The organism is Candidatus Effluviviaceae Genus I sp. (genome assembly GCA_016867725.1).
Classification (GTDB): Bacteria; Joyebacterota; Joyebacteria; order Joyebacterales; family Joyebacteraceae; genus VGIX01.
Genome location: VGIX01000039.1, coordinates 1 through 15376, shown reverse-complemented (window position 1 = coordinate 15376; position 15376 = coordinate 1). Strand labels below are relative to the sequence as shown.

31 protein-coding genes are annotated in these 15376 nt (G+C 67.6%); all 31 read right to left on the bottom strand.

Features of this window, described 5'->3' with window-relative positions; translation table 11 throughout:
• On the bottom strand, positions 1-552 hold a 552-nt coding region (locus tag FJY74_08105), incomplete at its 3' end, for a DNA-directed RNA polymerase subunit alpha (GenBank protein ID MBM3308273.1).
• A gap of 50 nt (positions 553-602) precedes the next feature.
• A complete protein-coding gene (rpsD, locus tag FJY74_08100) occupies positions 603-1232 on the bottom strand; it encodes a 30S ribosomal protein S4 (GenBank protein MBM3308272.1) in 630 nt (209 codons plus the stop codon).
• Positions 1233-1248: 16 nt separating this feature from the next.
• Positions 1249-1620, bottom strand: a complete 372-nt coding sequence (gene rpsK, locus FJY74_08095; GenBank protein MBM3308271.1) for a 30S ribosomal protein S11 — start codon at positions 1618-1620, stop codon at positions 1249-1251.
• A gap of 19 nt (positions 1621-1639) precedes the next feature.
• Positions 1640-2026, bottom strand: coding sequence for a 30S ribosomal protein S13 (rpsM, locus tag FJY74_08090; protein ID MBM3308270.1), 387 nt, complete (start codon positions 2024-2026; stop codon positions 1640-1642).
• Between the two features lie 24 nt (positions 2027-2050).
• Positions 2051-2164, bottom strand: a complete 114-nt coding sequence (gene rpmJ, locus FJY74_08085; protein ID MBM3308269.1) for a 50S ribosomal protein L36 — start codon at positions 2162-2164, stop codon at positions 2051-2053.
• A gap of 31 nt (positions 2165-2195) precedes the next feature.
• A complete protein-coding gene (infA, locus tag FJY74_08080) occupies positions 2196-2414 on the bottom strand; it encodes a translation initiation factor IF-1 (protein ID MBM3308268.1) in 219 nt (72 codons plus the stop codon).
• Positions 2415-2455: 41 nt separating this feature from the next.
• Positions 2456-3217, bottom strand: a complete 762-nt coding sequence (gene map / locus FJY74_08075; protein ID MBM3308267.1) for a type I methionyl aminopeptidase — start codon at positions 3215-3217, stop codon at positions 2456-2458.
• Positions 3214-3882, bottom strand: coding sequence for an adenylate kinase (locus tag FJY74_08070; protein MBM3308266.1), 669 nt, complete (start codon positions 3880-3882; stop codon positions 3214-3216). Before FJY74_08070 ends, map begins: the two co-directional genes overlap by 4 nt.
• A gap of 52 nt (positions 3883-3934) precedes the next feature.
• Positions 3935-5260, bottom strand: coding sequence for a preprotein translocase subunit SecY (gene secY, locus FJY74_08065; protein ID MBM3308265.1), 1326 nt, complete (start codon positions 5258-5260; stop codon positions 3935-3937).
• Between the two features lie 15 nt (positions 5261-5275).
• Positions 5276-5719: a 50S ribosomal protein L15 gene (gene rplO, locus FJY74_08060; GenBank protein MBM3308264.1), complete on the bottom strand. Its 444-nt coding sequence runs from the start codon at positions 5717-5719 to the stop codon at positions 5276-5278.
• A gap of 26 nt (positions 5720-5745) precedes the next feature.
• Positions 5746-5931, bottom strand: coding sequence for a 50S ribosomal protein L30 (rpmD, locus tag FJY74_08055; GenBank protein ID MBM3308263.1), 186 nt, complete (start codon positions 5929-5931; stop codon positions 5746-5748).
• Positions 5924-6484, bottom strand: coding sequence for a 30S ribosomal protein S5 (gene rpsE / locus FJY74_08050; GenBank protein ID MBM3308262.1), 561 nt, complete (start codon positions 6482-6484; stop codon positions 5924-5926). The genes rpmD and rpsE overlap by 8 nt, the downstream gene beginning before the upstream one ends.
• Before the next feature lie 28 nt (positions 6485-6512).
• A complete protein-coding gene (locus FJY74_08045; protein ID MBM3308261.1) occupies positions 6513-6890 on the bottom strand; it encodes a 50S ribosomal protein L18 in 378 nt (125 codons plus the stop codon).
• A 45-nt stretch (positions 6891-6935) separates the two neighbouring features.
• The gene (gene rplF / locus FJY74_08040; GenBank protein MBM3308260.1) at positions 6936-7484 is read right to left on the bottom strand and encodes a 50S ribosomal protein L6; all 549 of its coding nucleotides are present in this window, start codon (positions 7482-7484) and stop codon (positions 6936-6938) included.
• A gap of 39 nt (positions 7485-7523) precedes the next feature.
• Positions 7524-7919 carry a 30S ribosomal protein S8 gene (rpsH, locus tag FJY74_08035; GenBank protein ID MBM3308259.1) on the bottom strand — a complete coding sequence of 132 codons (396 nt, stop codon included), beginning with the start codon at positions 7917-7919 and terminating at the stop codon, positions 7524-7526.
• Positions 7920-8007: 88 nt separating this feature from the next.
• A complete protein-coding gene (locus FJY74_08030) occupies positions 8008-8193 on the bottom strand; it encodes a type Z 30S ribosomal protein S14 (protein MBM3308258.1) in 186 nt (61 codons plus the stop codon).
• A 30-nt stretch (positions 8194-8223) separates the two neighbouring features.
• A complete protein-coding gene (rplE, locus tag FJY74_08025; GenBank protein MBM3308257.1) occupies positions 8224-8769 on the bottom strand; it encodes a 50S ribosomal protein L5 in 546 nt (181 codons plus the stop codon).
• A 53-nt stretch (positions 8770-8822) separates the two neighbouring features.
• Positions 8823-9140 (bottom strand): 50S ribosomal protein L24, encoded by a 318-nt coding sequence (locus FJY74_08020; GenBank protein MBM3308256.1) that lies wholly within the window; start codon positions 9138-9140, stop codon positions 8823-8825.
• A 37-nt stretch (positions 9141-9177) separates the two neighbouring features.
• Positions 9178-9546 carry a 50S ribosomal protein L14 gene (gene rplN, locus FJY74_08015; GenBank protein MBM3308255.1) on the bottom strand — a complete coding sequence of 123 codons (369 nt, stop codon included), beginning with the start codon at positions 9544-9546 and terminating at the stop codon, positions 9178-9180.
• A 28-nt stretch (positions 9547-9574) separates the two neighbouring features.
• Positions 9575-9841 carry a 30S ribosomal protein S17 gene (gene rpsQ, locus FJY74_08010; GenBank protein ID MBM3308254.1) on the bottom strand — a complete coding sequence of 89 codons (267 nt, stop codon included), beginning with the start codon at positions 9839-9841 and terminating at the stop codon, positions 9575-9577.
• 33 nt (positions 9842-9874) lie between these two features.
• Positions 9875-10093, bottom strand: a complete 219-nt coding sequence (rpmC, locus tag FJY74_08005) for a 50S ribosomal protein L29 (protein MBM3308253.1) — start codon at positions 10091-10093, stop codon at positions 9875-9877.
• 19 nt (positions 10094-10112) lie between these two features.
• Positions 10113-10523 carry a 50S ribosomal protein L16 gene (gene rplP, locus FJY74_08000; protein ID MBM3308252.1) on the bottom strand — a complete coding sequence of 137 codons (411 nt, stop codon included), beginning with the start codon at positions 10521-10523 and terminating at the stop codon, positions 10113-10115.
• A 40-nt stretch (positions 10524-10563) separates the two neighbouring features.
• Complete coding sequence (gene rpsC / locus FJY74_07995; GenBank protein ID MBM3308251.1) at positions 10564-11532, bottom strand: 30S ribosomal protein S3; 969 nt, start codon at positions 11530-11532, stop codon at positions 10564-10566.
• Positions 11533-11545: 13 nt separating this feature from the next.
• A complete protein-coding gene (gene rplV, locus FJY74_07990) occupies positions 11546-11998 on the bottom strand; it encodes a 50S ribosomal protein L22 (GenBank protein ID MBM3308250.1) in 453 nt (150 codons plus the stop codon).
• Positions 11999-12073: 75 nt separating this feature from the next.
• The gene (rpsS, locus tag FJY74_07985; GenBank protein MBM3308249.1) at positions 12074-12367 is read right to left on the bottom strand and encodes a 30S ribosomal protein S19; all 294 of its coding nucleotides are present in this window, start codon (positions 12365-12367) and stop codon (positions 12074-12076) included.
• Between the two features lie 55 nt (positions 12368-12422).
• Positions 12423-13253, bottom strand: coding sequence for a 50S ribosomal protein L2 (gene rplB / locus FJY74_07980; protein MBM3308248.1), 831 nt, complete (start codon positions 13251-13253; stop codon positions 12423-12425).
• A 31-nt stretch (positions 13254-13284) separates the two neighbouring features.
• On the bottom strand, positions 13285-13578 hold the full coding sequence (gene rplW / locus FJY74_07975) for a 50S ribosomal protein L23 (protein ID MBM3308247.1): 294 nt from the start codon (positions 13576-13578) through the stop codon (positions 13285-13287).
• Positions 13575-14207 (bottom strand): 50S ribosomal protein L4, encoded by a 633-nt coding sequence (gene rplD, locus FJY74_07970; protein ID MBM3308246.1) that lies wholly within the window; start codon positions 14205-14207, stop codon positions 13575-13577. The genes rplW and rplD overlap by 4 nt, the downstream gene beginning before the upstream one ends.
• Positions 14208-14248: 41 nt before the next feature.
• Positions 14249-14875: a 50S ribosomal protein L3 gene (gene rplC / locus FJY74_07965; protein ID MBM3308245.1), complete on the bottom strand. Its 627-nt coding sequence runs from the start codon at positions 14873-14875 to the stop codon at positions 14249-14251.
• A 52-nt stretch (positions 14876-14927) separates the two neighbouring features.
• Positions 14928-15239, bottom strand: a complete 312-nt coding sequence (gene rpsJ / locus FJY74_07960; GenBank protein MBM3308244.1) for a 30S ribosomal protein S10 — start codon at positions 15237-15239, stop codon at positions 14928-14930.
• A gap of 11 nt (positions 15240-15250) precedes the next feature.
• Positions 15251-15376: elongation factor Tu (tuf, locus tag FJY74_07955; GenBank protein MBM3308243.1), on the bottom strand; the 126-nt coding region annotated here is incomplete at its 5' end.

The following is a 15376-nucleotide window of genomic DNA, read 5'->3' as shown; positions in this document are numbered from 1 at the left end:
CTCGACCTCGTAGCTCACCTTCTTCACCGGCGAGAACACCGAGTCCACCGCGATGAACCCGATGGGCTTGTCGTCGAACCCGTGGTCCTCCGCTTGGACGTACCCGCGGCCGGCCCCGATAGACACCTCCATCACGAGCTTCGCGTCCGCCCCGAGCGTGGCGATGTGGTGGTCCGGGTTCATGATCTCAACGTTCGTGTTGGGCTGGAAGTCCGCGGCCTTCACGATGCCCTCGGCGTCCCGCCGGAGGTGAAGCGTCTCCGGGCCGTCGCTGTGGAGCTTGAGGCGGAGCTGCTTGAGGTTCAGCACGATCTCCGTCACGTCCTCGGTCACCCCGGGCACGGCGGTGAACTCGTGCAGTGCGCCGTCGATCCTGACCGCGGTCACTGCCGCGCCCTGGAGCGACGAGAGAAGGACGCGCCTGAGGGAGTTGCCGATCGTGATGCCGTAGCCGCGCTCGAGAGGCTTGGCCACGAGCTTGCCGTACGAGGGCGTCAGCGTCTGCTGGTCCCAGGCGATCCCCTCCGGCATCCTAAGGTTCTTCCACTTCATGGTGCGCTGGCCTCCTTGGTACTCGGCCACCGTCGCAAAGAGCCGGGAGACTACCTGGAGTAGTAGTTGACGATGAGCTGCTCATTGAGCGGCGTCGGGATCTGCTGCCTCGAGGGCACCTCCAGGAGCCTGCCCGCGAACTTCTTCGGATCGAGCTCGAGCCACTCCACGGTGCCGATGCCGGCCTTCATGTCGACCGACGCGCGGATCTCCGGGAGGCTTCTGCTCTTCTCGCACACGGCGACCACGTCCCCTGCCTTCACGAGGAACGACGGGATGTCCACCTTCCGTCCGTTCACTTCGACGTGGCCGTGGACGATGAGCTGACGCGACGCGGCGCGCGACTGGGCGAAGCCCAGGCGGTAGAGGATGTTGTCGAGGCGCCGCTCCAGGAGCCGCAGGAGGTTCTCTCCCGTGACGCCCTTCTGCCGCTCCGCCTGCTCGTAGTACTTTCTGAACTGCCTCTCGAGGACCCCGTAGGTCCGCTTGGCCTTCTGCTTCTCCCTGAGCTGGATGCCGTAGTCCGTGGGCTTGCTCCGACGCCGCTGCCCGTGCTCGCCGGGCGCGTAGGCGCGCCGCTCGAAGGCGCACTTGTCGGTCATGCACCGCTGGCCCTTCAGGAAGAGCTTCAGTCCGTGGCGCCGGCAGGTCTTGCACCGGGCACCGCTGTACGTCGCCATCTACGGAACCTCCGTGCTAGATGCGCCGCTTCTTCGCAGGGCGGCATCCGTTGTGTGGGATAGGCGTCATGTCGCGGATCGCTGTGATCTTGAGCCCCGCCGCCTGCAGGGCGCGGATCGCCGGCTCGCGGCCCGGGCCAGGCCCCGTCACCTGCGCCTCAACCCGCCGAAGCCCCCGCGCCATCGCCTGCTCGGCCGCGCTGCTCCCGACGACCTGGGCCACGAACCCCGTGCTCTTCTTGGACCCCTTGAATCCGGCCCTCCCGGCGCTCGCCCACGAGATCGTGTTGCCGCGCATGTCGGTCAGCGTCACGATCGTGTTGTTGAAGCTCGCGCGGATGTGAGCAACGCCGTCGGGCTCGACCTGTCCCTTCTTCTTCTGAGCCAACTCAGGAACCTCCTAGGCGCTAGCCCTTCTTCCCGGCCTTCTTCTTCTTGCCCGCGACGGTCTTCTTCGGCCCCTTGCGGGTGCGGGCGTTCGTCCTCGTCCTCTGCCCACGGACCGGCAGGCCGCGTCTGTGCCGCCATCCGCGGTAGCACCCGATGTCCTTCAGACGCTTGAGACCGAGGGCGATCTCCGTCCTCAGCGCGCCCTCCACGCGGTGACCGGTCTCTATGGTCTGACGGATCCTGTTGATCTGGTCGGCGGAGAGGTCCTTCACGCGGATGCTCTCGTCAACGCCGGCCTGCTTCAGGATCTTCTCGGAGGACGTGCGGCCGATCCCGTAGATGTACGTGAGGGCCACGACGATCCTCTTGCTGTCGGGGATGTCAACACCGACGATACGCGCCAACGACCTATCCTCCCTCTTCTCTGCCTACCCCTGCCGCTGGTTGTGCCTGCGGTTCTTGCAGATGACACGGACCGTGCCGTGCCTCTTGATGAGCTTGCAGTGCTCGCAGATCTTCTTCACCGAAGACCGGACCTTCATGGCTCTCCCCCAGTGCGCCGACCGCGATCGGTCACTTGTACCGGTAGGTGATCCGCCCGCGCGACCAGTCGTAGGGTGAGACCTCGAGCGTCACCTTGTCGCCGGGAAGGATCTTGATGTAGTTCATGCGCATCTTCCCGGAGATGTGCGCGAGGACCCTGTGGCCGTTGTCGAGCTCCACCCTGAACATCGCGTTGGGCAGCGCCTCGACGACGACCCCCTCGACCGCTATCCCCTTCTCTTTCGCCATCAGCTCTCCCAGGCGCCCGACGGAGGGAGCCTGCCCCGGGCTCACCTGCCCGTCCCGGCCGCGACCGTGAGGATGTCGGGGCCATCGGACCCGACCGCCACGGTGTGCTCGAAGTGCGCCGAGAGCGTCCTGTCGGCCGTCACGACGGTCCATCCGTCCGAAAGCGTGCGGACGGCCGGTCCGCCCTCGTTCACCATCGGTTCGATCGCCAGCACCATCCCCGTCTCGAGGACCGGCCCGCGCCCCGGATCCCCGAAGTTCGGGATCTCCGGCTCCTCGTGGAGCGCCGTCCCGACGCCGTGGCCGGCCAGGTCCCGCACGACGGAGAACCCCGCCCGCTCGACCACGACCTGCACGCCGTGCGACACGTCCGTGAGGCGCGCGCCGCGCCTCACCATCGAGAGCCCCGCCCGAAGCGCGTCCTCTGTGACGCTGAGCAGGCGCCGGGCGGCCTCGGTCACGCCGCCGATCGGGAACGTCCTTGCGCCGTCCGCGACGTACCCGCCCTTCCTCACGCCGACGTCGATCCCGACGATGTCCCCCTCGCGAAGCGTCCGCTTCCCCGGGATCCCGTGCACGACCTCCTCGTTCACGGACGCGCAGATGGCCGCGGGGTATCCCCGGTATCCCTCGAACTCAGGCGTCGCCCCGTGGTCGCGGACGTACGCTGCGATCTCCCTTTCGATCTCGGCCGTCGTGACGCCCGGCCTCACGATGCTCCCGGCGAGGTCGAGCGCCCCGGCGACGATCCGCCCGCTCTCGCGGATCCGCGAGATCTCATCGGCCGTCCTGATCGGTATCATCCGGCCGCCCGCCGCAGCGCGCCGGCCGTGCCGACGGCCGCCAGGACGCCTGCCGCGACGTCGTCGACCGGGCGCGACGCGTCCACGCTCTTGAGCGTCCCGCGCGATCGGTAATAGTCCACGGTCGGCTGCGTGAGCCGCCGGTACTCCGCGAACCTGGCGCGGATGACGTCGACGCTGTCGTCGGACCGCTTCTCGAGACGCCCCCCGCACGGGCAGGCGTCCCCGACCGCCGGCCCGCCGCCGCCGACGCTCCTGATCGCGCCGCACGCCGGGCACCACAGCCGCGCCGTCAGCCTCCGCACCGCCTCGTCCTCGGACAGGTCGAGCAGAAGCACGTGGTCCACGGCCCGGCCCCGCTCCTCGAGCAGCCGGTCGAAGCCCCGGGCCTGCGGCTCCGTCCTCGGGAACCCGTCCATGATCACGCCGCGCGACGCGTCACCCCGGTCCAGAAGCTCGGCGACGATGCCCAGCATCGTCTCGTCCGGCACGAGCGCCCCGCGGTTGAGGTACGACGCCGCCTGCTTGCCCAGCGGCGTGCCCCGCTCGACCGCGGACCTCAGGACGTCTCCGGTGGAGACGTGCGGCAGGCCCAGCGCGGCCGCGAGCCTCTTGGCCTGCGTGCCCTTGCCGGCGCCCGGCGCCCCGAGGAAGACGATGATCACGCTGCCTCCCGCGCCCCGCGCGACCGTCGGCCGGCGCGGCGCCCCCCCTGCGCTAAGAGCTCCTGCGGCCCCTGAGCTTCCCCTTCGCGAGGAAGCCGTCGTAGTGCCGCATGAGCATGTGCGACTCGACCTGCCCCAGCGTGTCGAGGGCCACGCCCACGACGATGAGAAGCCCCGTGCCGCCGAAGTAGAACGGCGCGCTCAGGCCTTCCATCAGGAAGTAGGGCAGGATGGCGATGAACGCGAGGAAGAGCGCTCCGGGGAGCGTCACCCTCGTCAGCACGCTGTCGATGTACTCGGCCGTGCTCTTGCCCGGCCGCTTCCCGGGAACGAACCCGCCGTACTTCTTCATGTTGTCGGCGAGATCCACCGGGTTGAACACGATCGCCGTGTAGAAGTACGCGAAGAACACGATGATGACGAGGTACAGGATGTTGTAGAGCCACCCCCCCGGCCTCAGCATCGCCGCCACCGTCTCCATGAAGAGGTTGCCCTTGAAGAACGTCGCGACCGTGCCGGGCAGCATGATGATCGACTGCGCGAAGATGACCGGGATGACGCCCGCGGTGTTGAGCCGAAGTGGGATGTGCGTGCTCTGTCCCCCGTACATCTTCCTGCCCACGACGCGCTTGGCGTACTGGACCGGGATCCTCCTCTGGGCCTGCGTCATGAGGACCACGGCGGCCACGATGCCGATCATCACGAGGACCAGGATGACGAGACTGAACACGTTCAGCGAGCCGATCCTCATGGAGCGGTAGGTGTTCAGCCAGTCCGACGGGTAGCGCGCGACGATGCCGATGAAGATGATGAGCGAGATGCCGTTGCCGATGCCCTTCTCCTGGATCTGCTCGCCGAGCCACATGATGAAGATGGTCCCGGTGGTCATCGTGAGCATCGTGAGCAGCGTGAACCCGATGCCGGGGAACGGGACGATGGGGATTCCGCCGACGGGAGGAAGCCCCTGGAGGTACGCGCTCAGGGCGTACGACTGGAGCAGCGAAAGCCCCACGGTCCCATACCGCGTGTACTGCGTGATCTTCTTGCGCCCTTCCTCACCCATCTTCTGGAGCTTCTCGAAGTAGGGAACGACGGCCGTGAAGAGCTGCAGGATGATCGACGCGCTGATGTACGGCATGATGCCCAGCGCGAAGATCGTCGCGTTCGCAAAGGCGCCGCCCACGAACATGTCGTAGAGGCCGAGGAGCGACCCCTGCTGCTGCGTGAAGTACGCCGCGAGGGCCCTTCCGTTCACGCCGGCCGTCGGGATGTGCCCACCGGCGCGATAGACGCAGAGCATCATCAGCGTGTAGAGGACGCGCCGCTTGAGCTCCGGGATCTTGAAGATGCTCGTGAGGCTCGTGAATATGTTCGGCATGACCGGCGCCTTTCCCTACTTGATGACCTCGACCGTTCCGCCCACGGCCTTGATCTTCTCGAGAGCCTTTCCGCTCACGGCATGCACCTTGAGGTTCACGGGGCGCGAGATCTCGCCCGTGCCGAGGACCTTCACCGGCTTCCTTCCGCGCGTGACGACGCCGCTCGCCTTGAGGACCGCCACGGTCACCTCGCCCTCGAGGCCGGACCGCTCGATGTCCCTGAGGTTCACGACCTCGTACTCAACCCGCGTGGGGTTCCGGAAGCCCTTGATGGGCACGCGGCGGGAAAGCGGCATCTGGCCGCCCTCGAACCACGCGGGGATCGAGCCTCCGGCGCGCGCCTTCTGGCCCTTGTGGCCCCGCCCGCTCGTGCGCCCGTGGCCTGATCCCTGACCGCGCCCGACCCTCTTGCGGTTCTTGCGGGAGCCCTTCGCGTACTTCAGCTCGTTGAGCTTCATCCAACGCCTTCCTTCCGGACCTCCGTCTACTCGGCGATCTCCTCGACCGTGACCAGATGCCGCACCTGCTTGATCATGCCGCGGATCTGGGGGGTGTCACCCACGACGACCGTGTGGTGCAGGCGCCGAAGCCCCAGCGCGCGCACGGTCCTCTTCTGTCTCTCCTCGCGCCGGATGGCGCTCCTCACCTGGCGGATCCTGAGCTTACCCATTGTCCGCCTCCCCCGAGAGCTTGAAGAGCTCCTTCACGGTGATCCCGCGGGCCTGCGCGACGTCGGCGGCCGAGCGCATCTCCTTGAGGGCCGCCATCGTCGCCTTCACGATGTTGTGCGGCGTGTTGGACCCCAGCGACTTCGCCAGCACGTCCTTGACGCCGGCGCACTCCATGATGGCCCGCACGCCGCCGCCCGCGACGATGCCTGTGCCCGGGCTTGCCGGCCTCACGAGGACCTTCCCCGCGCCGAACTTGCCGGTCACGGTGTACGGCAGCGTGGACCCCAGGAGCGGCACCGCGATCATGCGCTTCTTCGCGGCTTCGGTGCCCTTCCGGATGGCCTCGGCGACCTCGTTCGCCTTGCCGAGCCCGACACCGACCTTCCCCTTCCCGTCCCCCACGGCGACCAGGGCGTTGAACCCGAAGCGCCGTCCGCCCTTCACGACCTTCGCCACGCGGTTGATGTTGATCACGCGCTCCTCGAACTCGGGCGTCCTGAACTCCCTCGGTTCGCGCGCGTCTCGTCCTCTCCTGGGCTGCCGCTCTGCCATCGAGACTGTGCTCCCTCCGTGAGACGGACTAGAACTCGAGGCCGCCCTCGCGCGCGGCCTGAGCCAGGGCCTCGACCCTGCCGTGATACAGATACCCGCCCCTGTCGAAACGGACCTTCTTGATGCCCCTCTCGAGAGCCATCCGTGCCAGGATCTTCCCCACCGCCTTGCTCTCGTCGGTCTTCGTGTGGTCGCCGTTGCCGAGCTCGCTCTGCACGGCTTCGCTCAGCGTCGACGCGTGCACGAGCGTCACGCCCCGCTCGTCGTCGATGAGCTGAGCGTAGATGTGCTTGAGGCTCCTGAACACGCTCAGCCTCGGGCGCTCGGACACGCCTGACACGGTCTGGCGGACGCGCTTCTTCCGCCGCTCTCTTCCGATTCTCCTGGCGTCGCTCCTAGCCTTCATGATCGTTCACCAGCCTCGCTTGGAGATTCAATGCGGGTCCGGCCGCTACATGCCGGACGAGACAGCCAGCTTCCCGGCCTTCTTCTTCACGTACTCGTCGTGGTACCTGATCCCCTTCCCCTTGTACGGTTCCGGCGGCTTGAAGGACCTGAGCTCCGCCGCCACCTTCCCGACGAGCTGCTTGTCGACCCCCCTGACGACGATCCTCGTCGCCTCGGGGATCTCGATCTGGATGCCGTCGGGCACCTGGTACACGCACGGGTGGGTGTAGCCGAGCTTGATCGAGACCGCCTTGCCCTTCATCTCGGCCCCGTATCCCACGCCGATGATGTCCAGGTTCCTGACGTAGCCCTCGGACACGCCCTTGACCATCGAGGCGATGAGGGCGCGCATCGTGCCGTGGCTCGACTTGGCCTGCTTCGTCTCCGAGGACCGCTCGCAGGTCAGCGTGTTGCCTTCCACGGACACGCTCACGTCGCGAACGATCTTGGTCGTGAGCTCTCCCCTGGGGCCCTTCACCGTCACGGCGTCGTCAGCGACGGTCGCCGTGACACCCGCCGGGAGCACGACTGGGGACTTTCCTACTCTCGACATCCCGTCTCTCCTCGCGCCGGAGCGCGCCGGTCGCGCCGCCTACCAGACGTGGCAGACGACCTCGCCGCCGACGTTCTCCTTGCGGGACTCGGCGCTTGTGAGCACCCCCTTCGGGGTGGAGAGCAGCGCCGTCCCGTAGTTGCTTCGCACGCGCGGGACCTCCGCGGCGCCCACGTACTGCCGGAGCCCCGGCTTCGAGATGCGCCTGATCCCGCGGATGACACTGTCGCCGCTCCTCGTGTACTTCAGCTGGATCCTCAGGATCCCCTGCTTCCCGTCCTCCACGACCTTGTAGTCCTTGATGAATCGCTCCCGGAGCAGCGCCTCGGCGATCGCGACCTTGAACTTCGAGGAAGGGATGTCCACGCTCCGCTTCCTCGCGCCGCACGCGTTCCGGACCCTCGTCAGCATGTCCGCAATCGGGTCGGTCATCATGGTCCAGTGTCTCCCTGCTTCCTGATCGAGGGAGCCCCGAAGCGTCGGGCTTCGAGCTCCGCCACCGCATCGGGCCCGCGGCGAACCGCTACCAGCTGGCCTTCACCACGCCCGGGATCTGTCCCTTGAGAGCCAGATCACGGAAACAGATGCGGCACAGGCCGAAGTCCCCGATGAACCCGCGCGACCTGCCGCACCGATGGCAGCGATTGTACCTGCGGCTCGAGAACTTCGGCTTCGCCTGCTGCTTCACCATCCACGACTTCTTCGCCAACTCGTCACACCCCTTCGCCCGACCGGGCCGCTATCGCCTGAAAGGCATGCCCATGAGCTTGAGAAGCTCGAACGCCTCCTCGTCCACGTCCGCCGTGGTCACGATCGTGACGTCCATGCCCTTGACCATCTCCACCTTGTCGTAGTCGATCTCGGGGAACACCATCTGCTCCTCGAGCCCGAACGTGTAGTTGCCGCGGCCGTCGAACGAGTCGCTCGGAAGGCCGCGGAAGTCCCGCATGCGCGGCGCCGCAAGCGTGATGAAGCGGTCGAGGAACTCGTACATGCGGTTCCCTCGGAGCGTCACCTTGCAGCCGATCGGCTGGCCGGCGCGGAGCTTGAAGTTCGCGATGGACTTCTTCGATCGCGTGATCTTCGGCTTCTGCCCCGCGATGGCCGCGAGTTCCTTCATCGCGCCCTCGAGGATCTTGATGTCGTCCTTGGCCTCGGAGAGGCCGATGTTGATGACGACCTTCGAGAGGCGCGGGACCATCATGGGGTTCCGGTACCCGAAGCGCTTCATCAGCCCGGGCACGACCTCCTCTCGGTACTTCTCAGTGAGTCGCGCTGTCGCCATGTGTCGCTTTCCTTGCCGGGTTCACCGGCCCCGCGGGCGTCCCGCGAGGACCGCTACCTGCGCTCGATCATCTCGCCGCACTTCGTGCAGACGCGCGCCTTGCTCTTGTCCGTGAGGACCTTCGTGCGAACGCGCACGCCGCCGTTGCACTTCGTGCACACGAGCAGCACGTTCGAGGCGTTCAGGGGCGCCTCCTTCTCGATGATGCCGCCCTGGTCCCCCTGCCGCCGCGGACGCGTGTGCCTGTGGACGAAGTTCACGCCTTCCACGAGCACGCGGTTCGTCTCCGGGAAGACCTTGAGGACCTTCCCGCGCTTCCCCCGGTCGTTGCCCGCGATGACCTCGACCGTGTCGTTCTTCGCTATGCGCATCTCGATACCTCTCGCCGCCCTCGCGGACGGTCGACAGCTAGAGCACCTCGGGAGCCAGGGAGATGATCTTCATGAACTTCCTCTCCCGGAGCTCTCTCGCCACGGGACCGAAGATCCTCGTCCCGACCGGCTCGTTCTGGGGGTTGATGAGGACCGCGGCGTTGTCGTCGAAACGGATGTACGTTCCGTCCTTTCGCCGGACCTCTTTCCTCGTCCGCACCACCACCGCCCGCACGACCTGCTTCTTCTTGACCGTCCCGCCCGGCAGCGCCGATCTGACGCTCGCCACGACGATGTCGCCGACCGTCGCGTAACGCCTCTTGGAGCCGCCCAGCACCTTGAAGCACCGCACTTCCTTGGCTCCGGAGTTGTCCGCCACCTTGAGTAGTGTGTACTCCTGGATCATCGCTGTCCTCTTCCGTCGCTGGGGCCGGCTACTCCGCTCGACTCACGACCTCGAGAAGGCGCCACCGCTTGTCCTTGCTCAGCGGCCTCGTCTCCGCGATGCGAACGGTATCGCCCACGCGGCACTCGTTCTTCTCGTCGTGAACTTTGAACTTGGTCGTCCGCTTCACGAACCTGCCGTAGCGGGCATGGCGGACGAGCCGGGTGACCGCGACGACCGCGGTCTTGTTCATCTTGTCGCTCACCACTGTGCCGACGCGCTCCTTGCGGCGGCCTCGCTTCGCAGTCTCGGTCATACGTCCTCGCTCCGATCGGTCTGGCTTCCGGCGCTACTTCGTCTCCTGCCCGGGGGCGGCCGCCTTGGGCTCGCCCTCCTTGAGGAGCGTCATGAGCCTTGCGATGTCCTTCCGGACCTCACGGATCCGGACCGCGTTCTGGAGCTGCCCGGTCTTCTGCTGGAACCTGAGGTTGAACATCTCCTCGCGGGCGTCGCGCAGACGCAGCGCGAGCTCGTCCCGGGTCAGGGTCCTCAGCTCCTTCACCTTCACGGCCGTGTCTCCTTCCGGACTACGTCTCCCTCGACATGAACCTGGTCTTGATGGGCAACTTGTGGCTCGCGAGCGAAAGGCACTCGCGCGCGATCTGCTCGGTCACTCCCTCGACCTCGCAGATGACCCGCCCGGGCTTCACCACCGCCACCCAGTGGTCGAGCGGCCCCTTGCCCTTCCCCATCCTCGTCTCCGCCGGCTTCTTCGTCCGGGGCTTGTCGGGGAAGATCCTGAACCAGAGCTTGCCCCGACGCTGCATGTGCCTCGTGATCGCGATCCTCGCCGCCTCGATCTGGCGCGCGGTCACCCAGCCAGGCTCCACGGCGAGAAGTCCGTACTCGCCGAAGTCGAGCTTCCCCGCGCCCTTCGTGGCGCCGGTGAGCCGGCCCTTCATCTGCTTTCTGTACTTCGACCTCTTCGGTTCGAGCATGACATCCGCCCCTCAGCGTCCGTGCGTCTCCGTGCCGGGCCTAGCCGCGCTGCCCCGGTCCCCCGCTTCTGCCACCGGGCCCCGGGCCGCCCCGTCTGTCCTGTCCTCCGGGTCCGCCCGAGGACCTGTGCCTCGGGCCGCCGCCGGGCCTGCCGCCACCCGGCCTGCCACCGCCGCCCGGCCTGCCGCCGCCGCCCGGCCGACCGCCGCCACCGGGCCTGCCGCCTCTGCCTCCCGGCCGGCCGCCCCTCTGCCCCGCATCACGGCCGCCCTCCGGCCCACCCGGGCCGCGGCCGCGGCGCCCGCGATCCTCGTCCTCGTAGCGGTCGAACCCGGGACGCCGTTCGTCGAGCCCGCGCCCGCCTTCCTCACCCTCGCGGACCTTCCCGATCCGCTCGCCCTTGAAGATCCACACCTTGACGCCGCAGGTGCCGTGCGTGGTCATCGCGGTCGCCCGCGCGAAGTCGATGTCGGCGCGGAGCGTGTGGAGCGGCACGCGCCCCTCGTGGTGTTCGGCGACCCTGGCCATCTCGGCGCCGCCGAGCCGCCCCGCGCAGCGCACCTTGATGCCCTGCGCGCCCATCCGCATCGTCGACTCGACCGCCTTCCGCATGGCGCGGCGGAAGCCGACGCGCTGCTCGAGCTGCTTCGCGATGTGCTCGGCGACGAGCTGCGCGTTGAGCTCGACCTTCTTGACCTCTTCGATGTTGATGCGGACGTCCTTGTTCGTCAGGTGCTCGAGCTCCTTGTTGAGCCGCTCGACCTCAATGCCCTTCCGCCCGATCACGATCCCGGGCCGAGCCGTGCGCACGTTGACGACCACCTTGCTCGCCTTCCGCTCGATCACGACGTCGGAGATGCCCGCGCGCGACAGCTTCGCGTTCACGTACCGGCGGATCGTGAGGTCCTCCTTGAGGAGGTCGGCGTAGTTCTTCTTGGCGAACCACCTGGACTCCCAGGTCCTGTTGATGCCGAGCCTCAGACCGACTGGATGCGCTTTCTGACCCAAGACGCCCTCCCGGCTACTTCTTCGTTGCCGCCTTCGCCGCCGGCTTTCTGCCCGCGGGCTTCGTCCGTCCACCCTTCGGCGCCGCGCCGCGCTTCGCCTTCGCGCCCGCCTTCGCCTTCGCGCCGCCCTTCTGGCTCACCACGATCGTGATGTGCGCCGTTCTCTTCCTGATCGGGGTCGCGCGCCCCATCGGAGCCGGCGTGAACCTCTTGAGCGCCGGTCCCTCGTCGACGAACGCCTCGCTGACGTACAGGTCGCTCGGCGCGAGGCCCGCGCCTTCCTTCGTGTTGAACACGTTGGCGACGGCCGACCGGAGCGTCTTCTCGACGGGGATCCTCGCGGCGCGCTTCAGGAAGTGCAGGGTCTGCATGGACTCCTCGACGTCCCTGCCGCGGATGAGGTCCACGACCTGACGCACCTTCCTGGGTGGTATGCGGATGAACCGTGCTCTTGCTCGCGCTTCCATGCTCTTCGCTCTCCGGTGTTCCGTCGTGAGGGCGCCGCCCCCCGAAAGCCCCTCGGCGGCGGGTCGCCCGCGCGTCTACTCGCCGGGCTTCTTCGCGGCCGTCGTGGCCTCGCGGCTCCGGTGGGCCCTGAACGTCCTCGTGAAGGCGAACTCCCCCAGCTTGTGCCCGACCATGTTCTCCGTGACATACACCGGGATGAACTTGTGGCCGTTGTGCACCGCGATCGTGTGGCCCACGAAGTCCGGTGGGATGACCGAGCTGCGCGCCCACGTCTGGATGACGCGCTTCTCGCCCGTGCGGTCCATCGCTCGCACCCTCTTGAGAAGGCGCTCGTGGATGTGGGGCCCCTTCTTCGTCGAACGGCTCATCCTGCTCCTGCCCTTTCCTTGCTCAAGCGCCCGGACCCTTCTTCGCGGCCCGGTCTCACTTCTTCTTCCTGCGCTGAACGATCATCGCGTTCGAGCGCTTCTTGCGCTTGCGCGTCTTGAGTCCCTTGCTCTTCTGGCCCCACGGCGACACGGGGTGGCCGCCGCCCGACGCCTTGCCCTCGCCGCCCCCCATCGGGTGATCCACGGGGTTCATCGCGACGCCGCGCGTGTGCGGGCGCCGTCCGAGCCAGCGGTGCCGCCCGGCCTTGCCGATGACGACGCTCTCGTGCTCGATGTGGCCGACCTGCCCGAGCGTCGCGTAGCACTCGGAGTCGACGAGCCTCACCTCGCCCGACGGCAGGCGGATGTGCGCGTGCTTGCCCTCGCGCGCCATGAGCTGCGCGGCGGTGCCGGCGCTGCGCACCATCTGGCCTCCGCGCCCGCGGCGGAGCTCGATGTTGTGGATCATCATGCCGAGCGGGATCCTCCTCAGGGGAAGCGCGTTCCCCGACTTCACCTCCGCTCCCTCTCCCGCCACGACCGTCTCGCCGATCTCGAGCTTGTCGGGGGCGAGGATGTAGCGCTTCTCCCCGTCCTGGTAGTGGAGGAGAGCGATCCTCGCCGACCGGTTCGGGTCGTACTCGATCGCCGCGACCTTCGCCGCCATGTCGCGCTTGTCCCGGCGGAAGTCGATGATCCGGTACATCCGCTTGTGCCCGCCGCCCCGATGCCGCGCCGTGTTGCGCCCCTGGTTGTTCCGGCCGCCGGTCTTCCGAAGAGGCTCGATGAGAGACCGCTCGGGTCTCGTCTTCGTGACCTCCTTGAAGGAGGCGACCGTCTTGTACCGCAGGGTCGGAGTGGTCGGCTTGAACCTCTTGACTGCCATGATCAACAAACCCCCGGAACGCCCAGTGTGACTACGTGTGCTCGAAGAACTCGATCTTCTGGCCTTCCTTGAGCGTAACGATCGCCTTCTTCCACGACGCCCGCTGCCCCTGGAAGCGCCCCATCCTCTTCATCTTGCCCGTCACGTGCATGGTGCGCACGGCCGTGACGCCCACGTTGAAGAGCTTCTCGACGGCGTGCCGTATCTCGACCTTTGTGGCGTCCCGGGCGACGACGAACGCGACCTGGTTCTTGTCCTGGCGCTCGCGCGTGCTCTTCTCGGTCACCACCGGCTCGAGGATGACCGCCCTTGGATCGCGGCTCATTCTCCGAAGACCTCCTCCACCGCCTTGAGCGCACCCTCCGTCAGCACGACCCGGTCGGCCCACAGCAGATGGTACGTCGTCAGTTCCTTCGCCTCGAGAACGATGAGCTTCGCGATGTTCCGCGCCGACATCAGCAGCCGTTCGTCGGCGGCGCGCACGACGAGGAGGACCTTGCCCGCCCCGGCGTCGGCGGCCTTCAGGATCGCGGCCACGTCCTTCGTGCTCACCTTCGCAAGCTCGATGTCCTCGGTCGCGCGGATCTCGCCCGCCGCCGCCTTCGACGACAGCGCCGACCGAAGCGCGAGCCTCTTCACCTTCTTCGGGAGCTTCATCCGGTGGTCGCGCGGCTTCGGGGCGAACGCGAGGCCGCCTCCCACCCAGTGCGGCACCGTGTTTGAGCCGGCGCGCGCGCGCCCGGTGTGCTTCTGCCGCCAAGGCTTCCTGCCGCCGCCGGCGACCTCGGCCCTCGTCTTCTTCGAGACGGTGCCGGCGCGCTGGTTCGCAAGGTACGTCCGCACGGCCTCGTACATCACGTGCTCGTTCGGCTCGATGCCGAAGAGCCCCGCCGGGAGCGTGACCTCGCCCTTCGTCTGGCCGGCCCGTGTCAGGATCGGTATCGTGTGTGCCATCGTCGCTCTCGCCTCACTCGTGTGCGCCGCGGACGCAGCCGCTACTTCCCGCTCGACTTCCTCACGATCACCAGCCCGTTCGCCGCGCCCGGCACCGCGCCGCGGACCAGGAGCACGTTCTGCTCCGGGTCCACCTGGACGACCCTCACGCACCGCACCGTCACGCGTTCGCCGCCCATGCGGCCGGGCAGCTTCCTTCCCTTGTACACGCGCGAGGGGGCCGCGCTCTGGCCGAGCGACCCGGGGACCCGGTGCGACATGCAGCCGTGCGCCTCGTCGCCTCCGCGGTGGCCGTATCGCTTCACGACGCCCTGGAAGCCTCGCCCCTTGGACACGCCCGTCACGTCCACGCGCTCGCCGGGCTTGAAGATGTCCACCGTGATCTCCTGCCCCACCTCGAACCGCGACGGCTCGGCCACGCGGAACTCGCGGAGCTTCGCCTGCGGCGGCACGTTCGCCTTCGCGAACTGGCCGAGAACGGGCTTCGTGAGCGACTTCGCGCGCCCGCGGCCGAAGCCGAGCTGCACGGCCTCGTAGCCGTCGCGCTCCTTCGTCTTGACCCGGGTGACGAGACACGGACCGGCTTCGATCACGGTCACGGACACCGAGGTGCCGCTCTCGTCGAAGATCCGCGTCATCCCGAGCTTCTTTCCGATGATCCCCGTCATCCTTGTCTCCCTCGAACCGCTCCGGTCCCGGCGCGGCGATCCAAGCGCCCGCTTACTCCACCTTGATCGAGATGTCCACGCCGCCGGGGAGATCCAGGTCCATCAGGGCGTCGAGCGTCTTCTGTGTCGAGTTCGTGATGTCGATGAGACGCTTGTGGGTCCGGATCTCGAACTGCTCGCGCGACTTCTTGTCGATGTGCGGCGAGCGGAGGACCGTGTACATCCTCCTCGTCGTCGGCAGCGGAACCGGCCCCGAGATCATGCCGCCCGTCTCCCTCACGACACGCACGATCTCCGCGGTGGACTGATCGAGCGTGGCGTGCTCGTAGGCCATGAGGCGGATCCGAATCTTCTGGCCAGCCACTTCCTTCCTCCTTACTCGATGATCTTGGTGATGGTGCCTGCGCCGACGGTCCTGCCGCCCTCGCGGATCGCGAACCTGAGCCCCTCCTCCATCGCGATCGGCGTGTGGAGCATGATCTCCATCTCCACGTTGTCACC